At 70.6% G+C, this 17,113-nt stretch carries 8 protein-coding genes and 3 pseudogenes; 6 read left to right on the plus strand and 5 right to left on the minus strand.

Features of this window, described 5'->3' with window-relative positions; all coding sequences use genetic code 11:
- Positions 1 to 219 precede the first annotated feature (219 nt).
- Positions 220 to 939, minus strand: a complete 720-nt coding sequence (locus JNW89_RS02775) for a bifunctional 2-polyprenyl-6-hydroxyphenol methylase/3-demethylubiquinol 3-O-methyltransferase UbiG (RefSeq protein WP_238447543.1) — start codon at positions 937 to 939, stop codon at positions 220 to 222.
- Positions 940 to 2,578: 1,639 nt separating this feature from the next.
- On the opposite strand from JNW89_RS02775, the gene JNW89_RS02780 reads away from it, so the two are divergent.
- A complete protein-coding gene (locus tag JNW89_RS02780; RefSeq protein ID WP_238447544.1) occupies positions 2,579 to 3,595 on the plus strand; it encodes a hypothetical protein in 1,017 nt (338 codons plus the stop codon).
- 228 nt (positions 3,596 to 3,823) lie between these two features.
- Here JNW89_RS02780 and JNW89_RS02785 read toward each other — a convergent pair whose 3' ends face one another.
- Positions 3,824 to 5,548 carry an asparagine synthase C-terminal domain-containing protein gene (locus JNW89_RS02785; protein ID WP_238447545.1) on the minus strand — a complete coding sequence of 575 codons (1,725 nt, stop codon included), beginning with the start codon at positions 5,546 to 5,548 and terminating at the stop codon, positions 3,824 to 3,826.
- A 305-nt stretch (positions 5,549 to 5,853) separates the two neighbouring features.
- Positions 5,854 to 6,189 carry an acyltransferase family protein gene (locus JNW89_RS02790; protein ID WP_238447546.1) on the minus strand — a complete coding sequence of 112 codons (336 nt, stop codon included), beginning with the start codon at positions 6,187 to 6,189 and terminating at the stop codon, positions 5,854 to 5,856.
- Positions 6,190 to 6,545: 356 nt separating this feature from the next.
- Here JNW89_RS02790 and JNW89_RS02795 point away from each other — a divergent pair.
- Positions 6,546 to 7,468 (plus strand): annotated as a pseudogene (locus JNW89_RS02795) (NAD(+)/NADH kinase).
- Between the two features lie 14 nt (positions 7,469 to 7,482).
- Here JNW89_RS02795 and pgm read toward each other — a convergent pair.
- Positions 7,483 to 9,126, minus strand: coding sequence for a phosphoglucomutase (alpha-D-glucose-1,6-bisphosphate-dependent) (pgm, locus tag JNW89_RS02800; RefSeq protein ID WP_238447547.1), 1,644 nt, complete (start codon positions 9,124 to 9,126; stop codon positions 7,483 to 7,485).
- Between the two features lie 69 nt (positions 9,127 to 9,195).
- Positions 9,196 to 10,428, minus strand: a complete 1,233-nt coding sequence (glgC, locus tag JNW89_RS02805; protein WP_238447548.1) for a glucose-1-phosphate adenylyltransferase — start codon at positions 10,426 to 10,428, stop codon at positions 9,196 to 9,198.
- 62 nt (positions 10,429 to 10,490) lie between these two features.
- Here glgC and glgA point away from each other — a divergent pair, with 62 nt between their 5' ends.
- The 4 genes and pseudogenes from glgA to JNW89_RS02825 form a co-directional block, all read left to right on the plus strand.
- Positions 10,491 to 11,708 carry a glycogen synthase gene (gene glgA, locus JNW89_RS02810; RefSeq protein WP_238447549.1) on the plus strand — a complete coding sequence of 406 codons (1,218 nt, stop codon included), beginning with the start codon at positions 10,491 to 10,493 and terminating at the stop codon, positions 11,706 to 11,708.
- Positions 11,709 to 11,746: 38 nt separating this feature from the next.
- A complete protein-coding gene (locus JNW89_RS02815) occupies positions 11,747 to 13,840 on the plus strand; it encodes an alpha-1,4-glucan--maltose-1-phosphate maltosyltransferase (RefSeq protein WP_238447550.1) in 2,094 nt (697 codons plus the stop codon).
- Positions 13,828 to 15,927, plus strand: a pseudogene (gene glgB / locus JNW89_RS02820) (1,4-alpha-glucan branching protein GlgB). The gene JNW89_RS02815 and the pseudogene glgB overlap by 13 nt, the downstream one beginning before the upstream one ends.
- A gap of 553 nt (positions 15,928 to 16,480) precedes the next feature.
- A pseudogene (locus JNW89_RS02825) lies at positions 16,481 to 17,113 on the plus strand (hypothetical protein); the annotation flags it as partial.

The following is a 17,113-nucleotide window of genomic DNA, read 5'->3' on the forward strand; positions in this document are numbered from 1 at the left end:
CCGCCCGTCATACAAACCCGTTTCCGCGCGCGGAGGTCACGGATCACCGCGACAAACCGCGGTAATCGTGACCGGCGCTTCCGACGGCATGAAACAGAGCGCCATTCAGAAACCCCGAAAATCACCTTTGGTCACCCGCCGCCGGTGGGCCGGGATCGGCGGTGACCGTGAGTCGCGGCGGCACGCGCCCGGCCCTGCGGTCGACCCCGTCCGCGCCGTTCAGAGGTCGGCGATCCGCCAGACACCCATGACCCGCCCGTGCTGGACTGCGTCGTCCCTGATCTCGTACCTGGGCGCCGGCAGGTGGAACGGACGCTTGCGCAGGTTGAGCACCCGAAAGTCGCCGCTGCGGATGTCGGCGTTGAACGCGGTCGCCTCGTCGGTCGTCGCGATGAGGTACCGGGCACCGGACGCCCGGACGTTCGACAACAGGCTCGTCGCGTCGGCGAACGAGAGGTGGAAGAGGACCTCCCGGCAGAGCACGACATCGGCGGCGGGCAGCGGCACGGTGACCGCGTCGACGCACCGGAACTCCCGCAGCGGGGAGCCGTGTCGCCTCCGGTTCTCCTCGATGACCGACTCGACGATGTCCACCCCCAGGTAGGGAACCCCGAGTTGCACGTGCTGCATCCAGGTGAAGTCGCCACATCCGACGTCCAGCAGGGAGTCGGCGCCGAGCTGCGCGATCATCTTCGGCAGCTCGGCCTGGAGCACCGCCGTCGCCTCCAGCCGCGAACCGGCGCCGGAGAGGCAGTCGCGGTTCGGACCGACCAGCCAGATCCCCTGTCGGTAGATCCGCTCGAACGCCTCCTTACGGGCCTCCGTCCGCAGGTAGCTCACGTCCAGACCGCGGGACGCGCGGCGTCGGAGCAGGAGCTGGTCGAGCGACGTGGCGTGCAGGCCGTGCCGCACCAGCTCGCGAATCGTGATCTTGTTCATGCTGTCCGTTCCTCCGAAAAAAATCCTGGAATGCAACGTTCGGAGGCAGGCGCCCGGCGACGCGGGACACCCTGCGGCGTTCCTGCAGATTACCGGCCGAAAATGCCTTACATCGCATTTAGGGCTATCGCGGCGGCCACCCGCCACGCCCGTGGGACGGGCGCGGCCCGCGGGAATGAGGTGGAGTCCGGTGGGGGAGGTACCGGTTCGGGCAGGTCTGCATCCGAACCGGGACGTGTCCGAGGTCGTCGACACGGGGCGCTCCGGCTGAGCGTCGACACTCCGGCCGAGCCGTTCCGGCGTCACCGACTCGAACTTTTCGGCGTTAGTCCAGCGTGGCTGAATTGTCCGACGTCCCCCTGGCGGCAACACGCGCTCAGCCTCGAACCACATTCGCGACCCAGGGGGATCCGCCGTGACGGTCCATCAGGGGCGACCCGCGGCACGTCCCGGGGCAAACACTCATCCACCGGCCCCCTTCCGGCCGTTTCGCGTGCTGCTGACGGGTGACTTCTTCGAGCCGGGATTCCGCGCCGGGGGGCCAGTCCGATCCATCGCCCAGTTGCTCGATGTCGTGTCGCCAGCGGTCGAGGTCACGATGGTGACCAGAGACCGGGAGCTGGGCTCGGCGGAGCCGTGGGCGCGGGTGCTGTGGCACGCCACCAGCGCACACGAAGCTGAGCTGATTCGAAGGACCTTTCCCTGGGCCCGGACCGAGATCCGGCAGAATGAGGCTCCCGCCGGAGCCGATGCCGCCGGTCGAGATCGGCGAGCCGGTGCGACTCGTCTTCATCGGCCGGATCAATCCGATCAAGAATTTGTCGACGGTGATCGCCGCGCTCGCGCAGATGACGCGGCCGGTGGTGTTCGACATCTACGGTTCGCTGGAGGAGCGCGTACTGGTCCGCGTGCCGAGAACTCGCCCGGCAACGTCCGGAGGCCGTGCGCGTCACCATCGCCGAGAGCCTGTCCGCGTCCTGCCCGGTCACCTGTTCGGACCAGGCGGCGTGGAGCCCGGTGCTCCGGGCCGGCGGGGGCGCCCATGCTGGCGGACCTCACGCCGGCCACCTTGGCTGACCAGCTCAGCCGACTGGCGGACGCGCCGGCGGTGGAAGGCTTCAGGCACGTCGTGCGGCTGGCGAGACGTACCGATCCTGGCGCGCCGGCGCGGCTGGTTTGAACATTCTCGACCGGATCAGGCTGACAGTTGGGGGCACTGACGCCGGATCCTCGGGAGCCTGTGGGGCCAGCCTCACCGGCGAGCAACCAACCATCGGCTTGTCGACCCGCTCGTTGCCGCGAAAGGAATGCGCTTGAACGACCGATTGACGCGGGAGACGATGGCCCCCTCGCCCGCCGCGCCTCCCGGGGCGGGCCGGACCCGCGCGACAGGAGTCCGGTCGAACACCATCGTAGCGTCTGCGTCGAGTCTGGTGAGTGGCGTGCTCAACGCCGGGATACTCGCGTACAGCGCACGGCAGGGGCAGACCGGTGAAATCGCCGCCTACAGCGTCATGACCGCCGCGCTCACCTGGATCGCGATTCTGATCATGGGCGGATCGTCGCTCCTCTATGCCACGGGGAACGAGGACGAACGTCGGTCCGTCCGCTGTCAGCGCCTGCTGCTCGCGCGCCGGCCATGGCCACCGCCACCGTGCTGCTCGCCTGGCTGTACGGCGGTCGCGGGTACGGGACGACGGCCCTGCTGAGCGCCGGCGCCGTGATGATCCTGAACAGTCTCGCCGAGCTACGCTTCAGCGATCTCGTCCGCCAGATGAGATTCATCGCGGCCTCGGCAGCGATGACCGCGACCCGGCTCTTCGCGCTGGTGCTGCTGATCGCCGGTGTGCCGCTGACGATCGCGCTGGCGGCCGGCGCGGCCGCCTACCTGGCCACGACCGAGGCGCTCGTCTGCCGCGGCCCGTCCGGCGGCCCCCCGATGTGGACCGGGTTGTCGCCCTCGTGGGCGAGGCGGGCGTTCCGGTTGAACCGGCAACTGTTCACCTACAGCGTCGCGGAGTCGCTCACCGGGCGAGCCGGCACGATCGCCCTCTCCCTGGTCGCCAGCCCGCACGTCGTGGGCTGCTTCGGTGCCCTGGTCAGCGTCTATCAGGCGCTGGTTGCCGTCGTCTTCAGCGGGCTGCGGGTGCCGATGGCAATGCGCACGCGGCGCCGGCACAATCTGGGGCCGACCGGTGCGGTCAGCCGGGAGGCCGAGGTCATCTCCGTGACCACCGGGGCGGTGATCGCCGCAGGCGTCGTCGCCTGGGCTCCCTGGATCGCCACCAGCCTGCTCGGCCTGCCGATCCCCGAATCGGCGATCTGGTTACAACTGCTGGCGCTCGCCCTCCCGTTCGCCACGGTCAACCGGGCCTTCACGCTGAATCGCATTGGCGACGGCAACTACCGGGCCGCCACCCGGGTGGCCGTGTCCATCGCCGTGGTAGTCACCGGTGGGCTGCTCGTCCAGGCCCTGACGCTCGGTCCGACGGGCGTCGCCGCCGCAACCTGCATCGCGGAAGCGGCCGTCGCCGGCGTCCTAGTCGCGCTGGCCGCGTTGCGCTGGTACGGACGCACGAGGGCGAACAGGCCGCACACCGGTGCCGCCGGTCAGGATCGTGATCGGCCCCGTTCCTCCACTGCCGTCGGCAGGTGACGAGCAGCGCTCCGGCGCCCCAGTGGCGCGGCCGGGATCGCCGGCACGCGACGCGTCCGCTCCGTTCGGTCAGGACACGAACAGCGCGTGCTTCCCGGCGCGGGTCCGTGCCTCGGCGCAAACCGTGCAGCGGCTGGCGATACGACCCTCAGCAAGTCCCATCTTCTCAACCCAGCGGGCACTTTCATGTGCCCGACCCACCACCACCGCCAGCCTGAAGGCGCGAGGCTAATCGGCAAACCACGGCTGCTGATCCAACCAGAGCTTGAAGAAAGTCACCATCCAGACGAAATTCTTCACGCCCTGGGTCAACGGCTGGCCCTCTGTAGCGCGTTTGACGATCGGCCGTAGCCGCGTGGTCTCAAGGTAGTCCGCCAACACCCCGGGTTCTGTCGAGATTCGCTGTACAACTCCGCGCAGCGGCTCCTCGGTAAGCCACCGGTCCAGCGGCGGAACGAACCCGGACTTGCTGCGGTAAACCAGCTCAGCCGGTACGGACCTGGCAAGGCTGGCTTTCAGCGCTAGTTTGGCATCTCGGAAGTTGTACTTGATCTCCCGCGGCATGGCGAAAGCTTCGGCGAGCAGATCTGGCTCCAGGAACGGGAAGGCCGCACGTACTCCCCGCAGGCGCAATGGATCGAAGCTCTTGGCCGCATACTCACCGGCGCAGATGTGGAGCAGGTCCAGCCATTGGTACTGATCACGGACGTCCGCGGAGGGGGCGCAGTCGATGATGTACTTGCGTATCGTCCGCGACAGGTACGCCCGGTCCGCCCGAGGCAAGCGATAGAGGACGCCGTCGAGTGCGTTGGTCGCCACCACCGCAGCTTCCAGAAGCGGCATTTGGGCGGCTCGCCGAAGAACCCTCGTGCGATGTTCGAGGCTGCTTGGCCGCCGCCAAAGCCCGGCCCAGGAGTAGAGTCCTGCTGCGCCAAGCAGTAGTGGTCGAGGCAGCCGATAGAGCCTTTGCCACGTTGCCAGTTGGCCGACGCTGAAAGCACCGTCCGCGCCGGTTCCATCGATGAACTGCGGGACGTCGGGTGCCATCTTGACGCCGGCCCGCACCACAAAGTTGGTACATATGGTGGCGAAATCCCCGAACGGGTACGTGTAGTCGCGGCCGACGTCGGACAAAAATGCATTCATCTCCGTGGGCTCGTAGGCCGCCTGCTCGAAGTTCAGGTGGAAATGCCTGGCCATCGCGGCCGCATGCTTCGCCTCCGGGTCCGCGGCGCCAAAGGAAAAATTGAGCAACCAGACATCGGTACGCCCCAAGGCGGACAGTCGGGCCGCGAGAAGTCCAGAATCCACTCCGCCGCTGAAGGTCAGTACCGAACCCTTGGGTGCCGTGTCGAGGACTGCGTCGAGGCATCGATCGAATCGTGCGCCGTCGGCAGCCTCGCGCGGCTGCAGGGGATCGGCTATGGCCGTTGCCACGCCGCTGCTGACATCAATGCTGGTGACATGCCCGGGTGCCGCACGCTCGACGCCGGACAACAGGGTGAGCGGAGCCGGGATGGCGCCATACTGGAGGAGCGCGTGCACGGCACGCGGATCGAGCTGATTGCACCCGATACGGCCGAGGAGGCGTAGGTCGTTGCTGAGGCAGAAGCCGCCGTCCACCGCCGAGAAGACCACCTGTTCCGGCGTAGCCGGCGGTACGTAGGCCTTCACCGTGTCGGTGCCCAGCAGGTAATCGATCCGGATGTCGTTCCCAGCCGGCTCGCTGGCCGCGATAGCCATGGCGTTGTCCGCCGTGGGTCGCAGCGTACGAAGCCGGATCACATCACCGACCTGACTGATCGCAGGGGCTTCCCCGACCTTGGAAAGCTGTGCGCACGTAAACGGTCCACACGTGACATACGCCGATGCCAGGCCCAGCCAGCGGGCATGCTCCTCAACGTGCCGGCGCCAATCGGCCAGGCCCGGGCCACGGTACATGGCGAAAAACACTCAGTCCTCCAGCACAATTAAAAGAGCCTGAAATGCAACGTTGACTCCCGATCGTAGTGCGTTAGAGGGTATTGCGGGCCAGTACTGGACCCGAGCCGTTTCGTCGTGTGTAGCGATCGTCTTCCGCCCATTGAAGAACGAGGATCGCTAAACATGGCGGCGGCGCGGTGCGGGCTACAGTGCGGCTTGCCAGCATCGGGTCGCATCGAGGTGCTCGGCGACGAAGCGTGGTGCCCATCGCCGTCATGGCGCCAGGCGACAGAACGAGGTTGACTGCCGAGCGCAGGTCGCGGGCGCGCCGATCTTCACCCGCCCGCCCCGTTCATCTGCAACCCCCTCAACGAGGCGACAAAATGCAGGTTACGAGGGCACGAGAGCCGGGTGATCCGGGCGGTGGCGAACTGCGCCACGCTCCGCCCCTCGGCGCTCATGCAGATCACGAAACCGCTGATCAGAAAGAAGAGGTAGACGCCCAGCCAGCCGAACTGGGTGGCCACGGCCAGCCCGGGCAGTGCCGAGCCGTTCGGGACGCCCCAGGGCTTGGCGAAGACGGTGAAGTGAAAACCGACGACGAGGAGTGCGGCGACGAGCCGCAGGCCGTCGAGGACGTACAGGCGCGATGACGGGGTCTGGGAGGGCACTCCCGCTCGATCTCCCGGTGACGGTGCTCGGCCCCGCCGCCGTCGTGCGACCAGAGCTCTCATGACTGGTCCGCCGCCCCCCGCCGGCTCGGACCAGCCGGGAAAGTTCAGGCGAAACTGCAGCAAGGTCACGCTCTGCATGGTCGACGGTCCGACCGGGTGAGCGCGGCGATGACCGAACGGCGCGGAAGGTCTGCCCCTGCGCCGGATCGCCGGCGCCGGCCGACCCGCTGTCGCATTCGGTCGGCGTGCCGCGCCGGCAGCGGTCCGCGGGCGTGCGCCGGAGGTGAAAGCCACCGCCGACGCAACTTCCGGTACGTCCGGCGCGTCCGACGCCGATGTGGTGAGCTGTACGGGTGGCGGGGCTGGGTCTGGTGCTGCATCCCACCCGGGACGTCTCCGAGGTGGTCGCGATCATCGAACGGTGGGCGGCGCGCCACCGCAAGACGTTGATGGTGCGCGCGGAGGACGCGCACCGGGTGCCGTCCAGCGTCGAGCCGGTCCCCGCCGGGGAGGTGGCCGTCCGCGCGGACGCGCTGATCAGCATCGGCGGGGACGGCACCATGCTGGGCGCGCTGCGCATGGCCGTGCGCAACCCGAAGCCGGTAATCGGGGTGCACCTGGGCAAGCTCGGCTTCCTCGTCGAGGTCGAGCCGCCGGATCTGCCCCGGGCGCTGGACCGGCTGGTGGCCCACGACTTCACCGTCGAGTCACGCGCCTGCCTGGCCTGCGACGTGTGCGGGGACGACGTGGTGGCGTTCAACGACATCGCCCTCGTCCGCCATCCGGGGTCCGGCTTCGTCAACGCCACCCTCGCCGTCGACGGGCAGCGGTACGGCTACTACCGCTGCGACGCGCTGGTGATCAGCACGCCGACCGGCTCGACGGCGTACAGCTACGCGGCGGGTGGGCCGCTGATCTCACCGGCGACGCAGGCCGTGGTGGTGACGCCGTCGCGCCGATGGCCGGCATCTCCCGGTCGGTGGTGCTCTCCTCCGACGAGACCATCCGGCTGGAGCTGCTGCCCGACTCGGCGCCGGTGGCCGTGGAGATGGACGGCGTGATCATCCGGGAGGCGTCGACCGAGGGTGCGGTGCACGTGCGGTACCAGCAGAACGCCGGCCTGGTGGTCCGCCTCGACCCCCGCCGCTACGCGGAACGCAACCAGCTCAAGCTCAGCCTGCTGGACCTGCCGCTGCTGCCCGAGCAGCTGCGCGAGTTGCTGCCGGACGGGATGCGGAAGCAGTTGAACCGCCGCGAGCTGCCCCCGCCGCGCTGACCGCGCCCCCCGGCTCAGGCCTTGGCGAGCACCCCGTCGACGAGCGCCTTCGCCTCCTCCTGGATGCGGGCCAGGTGCTCCGGCCCGCGGAACGACTCGGCGTAGATCTTGTAGACGTCCTCGGTGCCTGACGGGCGGGCGGCGAACCAGCCCGACTCGGTGGTCACCTTCAACCCGCCGATCGCCGCGCCGTTCCCGGGCGCGGTGGTGAGCGTCGCGGTGATCGGCTCGCCGGCCAGCTCGGTGGCGCCCACCTGCTCCGGGGAGAGCTTGCCGAGCACGGCCTTCTGCTCCCGGGTGGCCGGGGCGTCGATCCGGGCGTACGCGGGGGCGCCGAAGCGCTCGGTCAGCTCGGCGTAGTGCTGGCTGGGGGTCCGCCCGGTGGTGGCGATGATCTCCGAGGCGAGCAGGCAGAGCAGGATGCCGTCCTTGTCGGTGGTCCAGGTGCTCCCGTCGCGGCGCAGGAAGGACGCGCCGGCGCTCTCCTCGCCGCCGAAGCCGACCGCGCCGTCGAGCAGCCCGGGCACGAACCACTTGAAGCCCACCGGCACCTCCAGCAGCGGACGACCCAGGTCCGCCGCGATCCGGTCGATCATCGAGGAGGAGACCAACGTCTTGCCGACCGCCGCCGCCGGGCCCCACTGCTCCCGGCTACGGAACAGGTGCCCGATCGCCACCGCCAGGTAGTGGTTGGGGTTCATCAGGCCACCGTCGGGGGTGACGATGCCGTGCCGGTCGGCGTCGGCGTCGTTGCCGGTGGAGACCTGGTAGTCGGCGCGGGCGGCGATCAGCGAGGCCATCGCGTTGGGCGAGGAGCAGTCCATCCGGATCTTGCCGTCGCCGTCCAGGGTCATGAACCGCCAGGTGGGGTCGACCGTCGGGTTGATCACGGTCAGGTCCAGCCGGTGCCGCTCGGCGATCTCCCCCCAGTACGCGACGCTGGCCCCGCCGAGCGGGTCGGCGCCGATGCGCACCCCGGCGTCGCGGATGGCGTCGATGTCGATCGCGGCGGGCAGGTCGTCGACGTAGCCGGCGAGGAAGTCGTACCCGCCGGTGGTGTCGGCGGCGCGGGCCCGGGCGTACGGGATCCGCCGGACCTCCTTGAGACCGGCGGCCAGGATGGCGTTGGCCCGGTCCTGGATCCACTTCGTGACGTCGCTGTCGGCGGGCCCGCCATGGGTGGGGTTGTACTTGAACCCGCCGTCGTCGGGCGGGTTGTGCGACGGGGTGATGACGATGCCGTCGGCGAGGCCGCTGGTGCGCCCCCGGTTGTGGGTGAGCACGGCGTGCGAGAGCGCCGGGGTGGGGGTGTAGCCGTCGCGGCTGTCCCGCAGCACGGTGACGCCGTTGGCGGCGAGCACCTCCAGGGCGTCCGCCTCGGCGGGGGCGGAGAGCGCGTGGGTGTCCCGGGCGAGGAAGAGCGGGCCGTTGAGGCCCTGCTCCCGGCGGTAGTCGCAGAGCGCCTGGGTCACCGCGACGATGTGGTCGGAGTTGAAGGCGTTGCGCAGCGACGACCCGCGGTGCCCGGACGTGCCGAAGGAGACCTGCTGCGCCGGGTCGTCGGGGTCCGGGTGCTCGGCGTAGTAGGCGGTCACCAACCGCGGCACGTCCACCAGGTCGGCGGGCTCGGCGGGCTGTCCGGCGCGAGGATGGACCACTGCTGCAACCTCCAAGGGCGGTACTCCGACGCTCATTGCTTCCCGGCCACGGCCGGGATCACACCTCGATCACGGCTCGACGCGCTGGCCCTTGCCGATCACCACGATGCCGTTGTCGGAGACGGTGTAGCGCTGCCGGTCCTTCTCCAGGTCGACACCGATCTCCGCGCCCTCGGGGACGAAGACGTTCTTGTCCAGGATGGCCCGGCGGACCACGGCGTGCCGGCCGATCTCGACACCCTCCATCAGCACCGCGCCGTCCACGTGCGCCCAGGAGTGGACCTTCACCTTCGGCGACACGATCGAGTTCTCCACCAGCGAGCCGGAGACCACCGCACCGGGCGAGACCATCGAGCCGACCGCGCGGCCGACCCGCTCGCCCCACTGGTGGACGAACTTCGCCGGCGGGTACGGCGGCTGGTTGCTGTAGATCGGCCAGTCGAAGTTGTAGAGGTTGAACACCGGGTGCACGTTGATCAGGTCCATGTGGGCGTCGTAGAAGGAGTCCAGCGTCCCCACGTCCCGCCAGTAGCCGCGGTCCCGGTCGGTGCTGCCCGGCACCTCGTTGTCCTTGAAGTCGTAGACGTTGGCCTCGCCCCGCTCCACCAGCATCGGGATGATGCTGCCGCCCATGTCGTGCTTGCTGGTCTTGTCCTCCGCGTCCCGCTCGACCGCCTCACAGAGGGCGCCGGTGCTGAACACGTAGTTGCCCATCGAGGCGTAGACCTGGTCCGGGGCGTCGGGGAGGCCGACCGCGTCGGTGGGCTTCTCGCGGAACGCCCGGATCCGCCGGCCGTCCTCGCCGACCTCGATCACCCCGAACTGGTCGGCCATCGACAGCGGCTGCCGGATGCCGGCCACCGTCACGCCGGCGCCGGAGGCGATGTGGTCGTCCACCATCTGCCGGGGGTCCATCCGGTAGATGTGGTCGGCCCCGAAGACGATCACGTAGTCGGGCTGCTCGTCGTTGATCAGGTTGAAGCTCTGGTAGATCGCGTCGGCGGACCCGGCGAACCACCACGGGCCGCGGCGCTGCTGCGCCGGCACCGGCGTGACGTAGTTGCCGAGCATCGTCGACATCCGCCAGGTCTGGGTGATGTGCCGGTCCAGCGAGTGGGACTTGTACTGGGTCAGCACGACGATCTTGAGAAAGCCCGCGTTCGCCAGGTTGGACAGGACGAAGTCGACCATGCGGTACATCCCGCCGAACGGGACGGCCGGCTTGGCCCGGTCCGTGGTGAGCGGCATGAGGCGCTTGCCTTCTCCGCCGGCCAGGACGATCGCGAGCACCTTGGCAGCCATGCACCGACGCTATCCATCCCGCTGCGACTTCACCACTCGTACGGGCACAGTTCTGCACTAGGGTGCGGGGGCATGACGGAATCGGCACGGCTGCGCGTGGATCTGCTGACCCGGGAGTACCCGCCCGAGGTGTACGGCGGCGCCGGGGTGCACGTCGAGTACCTGGCCCGGGAGCTGCGCCGACTCGCCGACGTACGGGTGCACTGCTTCGGCGCGCTGCGCACCGAGCCGGGCGTCACCGCGTACGCCGAACCGGCCGGCCTGGCCGCGCGAACGCCGCGCTGCGCACCATGGGCGTCGACCTGGAGATGGCCGCGGGCTGCGCCGGCACCGACGTGGTGCACAGCCACACCTGGTACGCCAACCTGGCCGGGCACACCGCGAAGCTGCTGCACGGCGTGCCGCACGTGGTGACCGCGCACAGCCTGGAGCCGCTGCGGCCGTGGAAGGCCGAACAGCTCGGCGGCGGGTACGCGCTCTCGTCCTGGTGCGAGCGCACGGCGGTGGAGGCGGCCGACGCGATCATCGCGGTCAGCGCGGGGATGCGCCGCGACGTCCTGACCGCGTACCCGGAGGTGAACCCGGACCGGGTCCGCGTGGTCTACAACGGCATCGACACCGCCCAGTACGCCCCGGACACCGGCACCGACGTGGTCGACCGGCTCGGCATCGACCCGTCCCGCCCCAGCGTGGTCTACGTCGGCCGGATCACCCGGCAGAAGGGACTGCCCTACCTGCTGCGCGCGGCGCGGGAGCTGCCCGCCGACACCCAGCTGGTGCTGCTCGCCGGCGCCCCCGACACCCCGGAGATCGCCGCCGAGGTCGAGGGCCTGGTCGGCGAGCTGCGGGCCAACCGCTCCGGGGTGGTCTGGGTGGCCGAGATGCTGCCCAAGCACGAGGTGATCCAGGTGCTCACGCACGCGACGATCTTCGTCTGCCCGTCCGTCTACGAGCCGATGGGCATCGTCAACCTGGAGGCGATGGCCTGCGAGACGGCCGTGGTGGCGACCGCCACCGGCGGCATCCCCGAGGTGGTCGCCGACGGCGAGACCGGGCTGCTGGTGCCGATCGAACAGGCCGGCGACGGCTCCGGCCGGCCGCTGGAGCCGGAGCGGTTCGTGGCCGACCTGGCCGCCCGGATCAACGAGGTGCTGGCCGACCCGGCACGCGCCGCCGAACTCGGCCGGGCCGGGCGCCGGCGGGCGGTGGAGCACTTCTCCTGGGACGCCGTCGCGGCCCGCACCATGGAGGTGTACCGGTCGGTGGGCGCCGCAGGCTGACCCGAGCGCGAAGCGATCTCGCGCAGTAGGTTGGCGGGGTGAGCGGACGGTTCCCGATCGAAGACGTCTCCCCCGTCGTCGCCTGCGGTCGCTACCCGGCCAAGGCGGTGGTCGGCGAGGTGGTGCCCGTGTCGGCCCGCGCCTACCGGGAGGGCCACGACGCGCTCGGCTGCAACGTGGTCTGGCTCGGCCCGGACGGCGCGGCGCGACCCTTCACCCGGATGCGCCCCGGCGAGCCGGGCCAGGACACCTGGCACGCCATCATCCGGCCCGACGCGGTCGGCGACTGGGTCTTCACCGTCGAGGCGTTCGGAGACCCCTACCTCACCTGGCAGAACGCGGTGACCAAGAAGATCGCCGCCGGGCAGGGGCCGGCGGAGCTGGCCAACGACCTCGCCGAGGGCGTCCGCGTGCTGACGGCGGCGGCCGAGCTGGTGCCGGCCGCCGAGGTCGTGCGGGTGAAGGCCGCCGTGGCCGCGCTGGGCGACACCGAGCTGGACCTGCCCCGCCGGGTCGCCCCGGCCCTGGAGCTGGCCGACCTGCTCTGGGAGCACCCGGTGCGCGAGCTGGTCACCACCGGCGAGGAGCACCGGCTCTGGGTGGACCGCCCCCGCGCGCTCTTCTCCGCCTGGTACGAGTTCTTCCCCCGTTCCGAGGGCGCGATCCCGGCCACCGTCGACTCCCCGGCCCGCTCGGGCACCTTCGTCACCGCGATGGAGCGGCTCCCGGGCGTCGCGGCGATGGGCTTCGACGTGCTCTACCTGCCGCCGATCCACCCGATCGGCCGGGTCAACCGCAAGGGCCCCAACAACTCGCTCACCGCCGGGCCCGACGACGTGGGCTCGCCGTGGGCGATCGGCGCCGCCGAGGGCGGCCACGACGCCATCCACCCCGACCTGGGTGAGCCGGAGGACTTCCGCGACTTCATCGCCGCCGCCGCCGAGCAGGGCCTGGAGGTGGCGATGGACCTGGCGTTGCAGTGCGCGCCGGACCACCCCTGGGTGACCGAGCACCCGGAGTGGTTCACCACCCGGGCCGACGGCAGCATCGCGTACGCGGAGAACCCGCCGAAGAAGTACCAGGACATCTACCCGCTGAACTTCGACAACGACCCGGAGGGGATCCGGGCCGAGGTGCTGCGGGTGGTGCTGCACTGGGTCGGCCAGGGGATCCGGATCTTCCGGGTGGACAACCCGCACACCAAGCCGTTCGACTTCTGGCACTGGTTGATCGCCGAGGTCAAGAAGGTCGACCCGGACGTGCTCTTCCTCGCCGAGGCGTTCACCCGACCGGCCATCATGCACGGGTTGGGCAAGATCGGGTTCACCCAGTCGTACACGTACTTCACCTGGCGCACGTCGGCGGCGGAGATGCGGGCGTACTGCGAGGAGCTGGTCGCCGCGGCCGACTACATGCGACCGAACTTCTGGCCCAACACCCCGGACATCCTGCACTCCTCGTTGCAGCACGGCGGCCCACCGATGTTCAAGATCCGGGCGGTGCTGGCCGCGCTGCTCTCCCCCTCCTGGGGCGTGTACGCCGGGTTCGAGCTCTTCGAGCACGTCGCCCGCCCCGGCGCGGAGGAGTACCTGGACAACGAGAAGTACGAGCTGCGTCCCCGGGACTGGGCCGGCGCGCAGGCGCAGGGCCGGTCGCTGGCGCCGTTCATCGCCACCCTCAACCGGGTACGCCGGGACAACCCCGCCCTGCACCAGCTGCGCAACCTGCGCTTCCACGACATCGACAACCCGGCGCTGCTCTGCTGGTCCAAACACGACCCGGACAGCGGCAACACCGTCATCGTGGTCTGCTCGTTCGACTCCCGCAGCGTGCAGTGGGGCAACACCACCCTCGACATGCCCGCCCTCGGCCTCGACTGGCACGAGCGGTTCACCGTCCACGACGAACTGACCGGCGCCAGCTACGAGTGGGGGCAGCGCAACGCCGTCCGCCTCGACCCGTATCTTCAGCCCGCCCACGTGTTGACGGTGCGCCGCCCGGCCGCTGTGGGCGCGGCGGAGCCCACCGGGCACGCCCCGGCCGACCTCACCGTCGCCGACGTGCCGAACGACCTTTCGGGCGGCACCGCCCCGACCGCTCCCGCCCCGGAGGACGCGCGATGGACCAGCTGATCGCCGGCGAGACCCACGACCCGCACGCCCTGCTCGGCGCGCACCCCGCCGACGGGTGGACCACGATCCGCGCGATGCGCCGGGGCGCCGGCGACGTGATGCTGCTGGTCGGCGACGAGCGCACCCGATGAAGCGGGTGCAGGACGTCGGCGTCTTCGAGACCCGGGTCGAGGGCACGGTGCTCGACTACCGGATCGAGGCCGACGGGCAGGTCACCGACGACCCGTACCGCTACCCGCCGACCATCGGCGAGCTGGACCTGCACCTGATCGGCGAGGGGCGCCACGAGCGGCTCTGGGAGCGCTCGGCGCGCGGGTCTTCGACGAGGGCGTGGCGTTCTCGGTGTGGGCGCCCAACGCCCGGGGCGTGCGGGTGGTCGGCGACTTCACCGGCTGGGGCCCGGACGACGGCTGGCCGATGCGCTCGCTCGGTTCCAGCGGCGTGTGGGAGATCTTCGTGCCGCAGGCGCGGATCGGCGCCCGCTACAAGTACCGGATCCTCGGCGCCGACGGGCGGTGGCGGGACAAGGCCGACCCGCTCGCCGCGTACGCGGAGGTGCCGCCGGCCACGGCCTCGGTGGTGCACCACTCGACGTACGAGTGGTCGGACGCCGCCTGGCTGGAGCGGCGGGCCCGGCGGCAGCCGCACCAGGAGCCGATGAGCGTGTACGAGGTGCACCTCGGCTCCTGGCGGCCCGGCCTGGGTTACCGGGAACTGGCCGAGCAGCTGACCGCGTACGTCACCGAGATGGGCTTCACCCACGTGGAGTTCCTGCCGGTGATGGAGCACCCGTTCGGCGGGTCCTGGGGCTACCAGGTGACCGGCTACTTCGCGCCGACCTCCCGCTTCGGCGACCCGGACGACTTCCGCCACCTGGTCGACCGGCTGCACGGCGCCGGCATCGGCGTGATCCTGGACTGGGTGCCGGCGCACTTCCCCAAGGACGAGTGGGCGCTGGCCCGCTTCGACGGCACCCCGCTGTACGAGCACGCGACCCGCGGCGCGGCGAGCACCCCGACTGGGGCACGTACGTCTTCGACTTCGGCCGCCGCGAGGTGCGCAACTTCCTCGTCGCCAACGCGCTCTACTGGTGCGAGGAGTTCCACGTCGACGGCCTGCGGGTGGACGCCGTCGCCTCGATGCTCTACCTGGACTACTCCCGCCAGGAGGGGCAGTGGGCCCCGAACGTGCACGGCGGCCGGGAGAACCTGGAGGCGATCGCGTTCCTCCAGGAGGTCAACGCCACCGTCTACAAGCACCACGCCGGGGTGGTGATGGTCGCCGAGGAGTCCACCGCCTGGCCCGGGGTGACCCGGCCGACCGCCGACGGCGGGCTCGGCTTCGGGTTCAAGTGGAACATGGGCTGGATGCACGACACCCTGCTCTACACCGCCAAGGACCCGATCTACCGGCAGCACCACCACCATCAGCTCACCTTCTCCCTGGCCTACGCCTGGAGCGAGAACTACGTGCTGCCGATCAGCCACGACGAGGTGGTGCACGGCAAGGGTTCGCTCGCCGCCAAGATGCCCGGCGACACCTGGCAGCGGCTGGCCAACGTGCGGGCGCTGCTGGCGTACATGTGGGCGCACCCGGGCAAGCAACTGCTCTTCATGGGCTGCGAGCTGGCCGACGACCGGGAGTGGAGCGAGGAGCGCGGCCTCGACTGGTACCTGACCCACGACCCGGCCCGGGCCGGCGTGCAACGCCTCGTCGGGGACCTCAACACGGTCTACCGGGCGACGCCGGCGCTCTGGGCGCAGGACACCGACCCGGCCGGCTTCCGGTGGATCGCCGGTGACGACGTCGCCCACAACGCCGTCTCGTTCGTCCGGATCGCCCCCGACGGCGCGACGCTGGTCTGCGTGGCGAACTTCTCCGCGCTGCCGCTAGAGGACTACCGGATCGGGCTGCCGGCCGGCGGCACCTGGACCGAGGTGATCAACACCGACGCGCACCATTACGGCGGCTCCGGGGTCGGCAACCTCGGCGCGGTACACGCGCAGGACGTGCCGTGGCACGGGATGCCGGCGTCGGTGGCGCTGCGGGTCCCGCCGCTGGGGGTGCTCTGGCTCCGCCGCGACTGACCGGGCCGCTGCCGGTCGGCCGGCCGTCTCCCGTCTCCGTCCCGAGGTCAGCGCGGGTCGTCGGACTCGTCGCCCTCGTCGCCCTCGTCGCCGGCCAGTCGGCCAGCTCGCGCGGCGGCGACGCGGGAGACGGTCGGACCGCGGGCCGCTCGGCGACCGGGGCGCCGCTTGGCCGGGTCGCGGCTTGGCCGGGTCGCGGCTTGGGTCGCGGGCCGGTGGGTCGGGTCGTGGGCCGATCAGTCAGCTCGCGGGCCGGTTGGTCAGGTCGCCTGCCGGTTTGGTCGGGTCGCGGGCCGGTTGGTCAGGTCGCCGCCGGGGACACATGTTCGTGGTGAGCGATATGCCTGTGAGTCATAAATATGCCTCAGAGGCATATCGCTCACCGGAGAATCGACCGGCCACGCACTACTCGCAGTAGCCGGCAACGCCCCAACTCTCACCCTCCGTCGAACTTTGCGTCGCCGCCGTGCCGCGACGTGAACCGTCTCCGCAGTCGCCGCCGTATCCCGCACCGGATGCCGGACACCCGTGACGACGAGGCAGAGGAGCTTCGATGGCGTGGAGCAGGGGCACGAGGAGCAGACGAGGGGTGGCGGGTTCGTCCCGTCAGCGGAAGATCGCCGGCGGGGTCGCGCTCGCGGTGACGGCCGGCGCGGCGTTCGCGGTCGCGACCGGGACCGGTCAGGCGGCGGAGAACTGCCAGGGCCTGGACACGGCCCTGCGCAACAACCTGACCTTCATCGCCGGACAGCGGCAGAATCCAGACGCCAACTCGCCGGCCCGGATCGCCAACCGGCAGGCCGTGGTCGACCTGATCCAGCAACGCCGCGCCGCCGCCGGCTGCGACGGCGAGGTGGACGTCGCCGGGGCCGCCTGCCCGATGGTCCCGTGGGAGGTGGCCATGGCCACCCGGCTGGACCAGGCGTGGGCCATCACCGAGCAGCTGACCGGGAAGCGGACCGGCCAGCTCGCGGACCCGCAGGTGACCCAGGCCCGGGTGCAGCGGCTCGACGGGATCTTCGGCGGCGTCCGCGACATCGTGCAGGGTGCGCAGCAGGCCCAGGCCGGGAAGACCACTCCCGGCAAGAGTGCAGCTCCCGACAGAGGCGCAGCGGCCGGCGGAGGCGCAGCCCCCGGCGCAGGCGCAGCCCCCGGCGCAGGCGCAGCCCCCGGCGCAGGCGCAGCC

The sequence above is a fragment of the Micromonospora sp. 4G55 genome, from assembly GCF_016803375.1.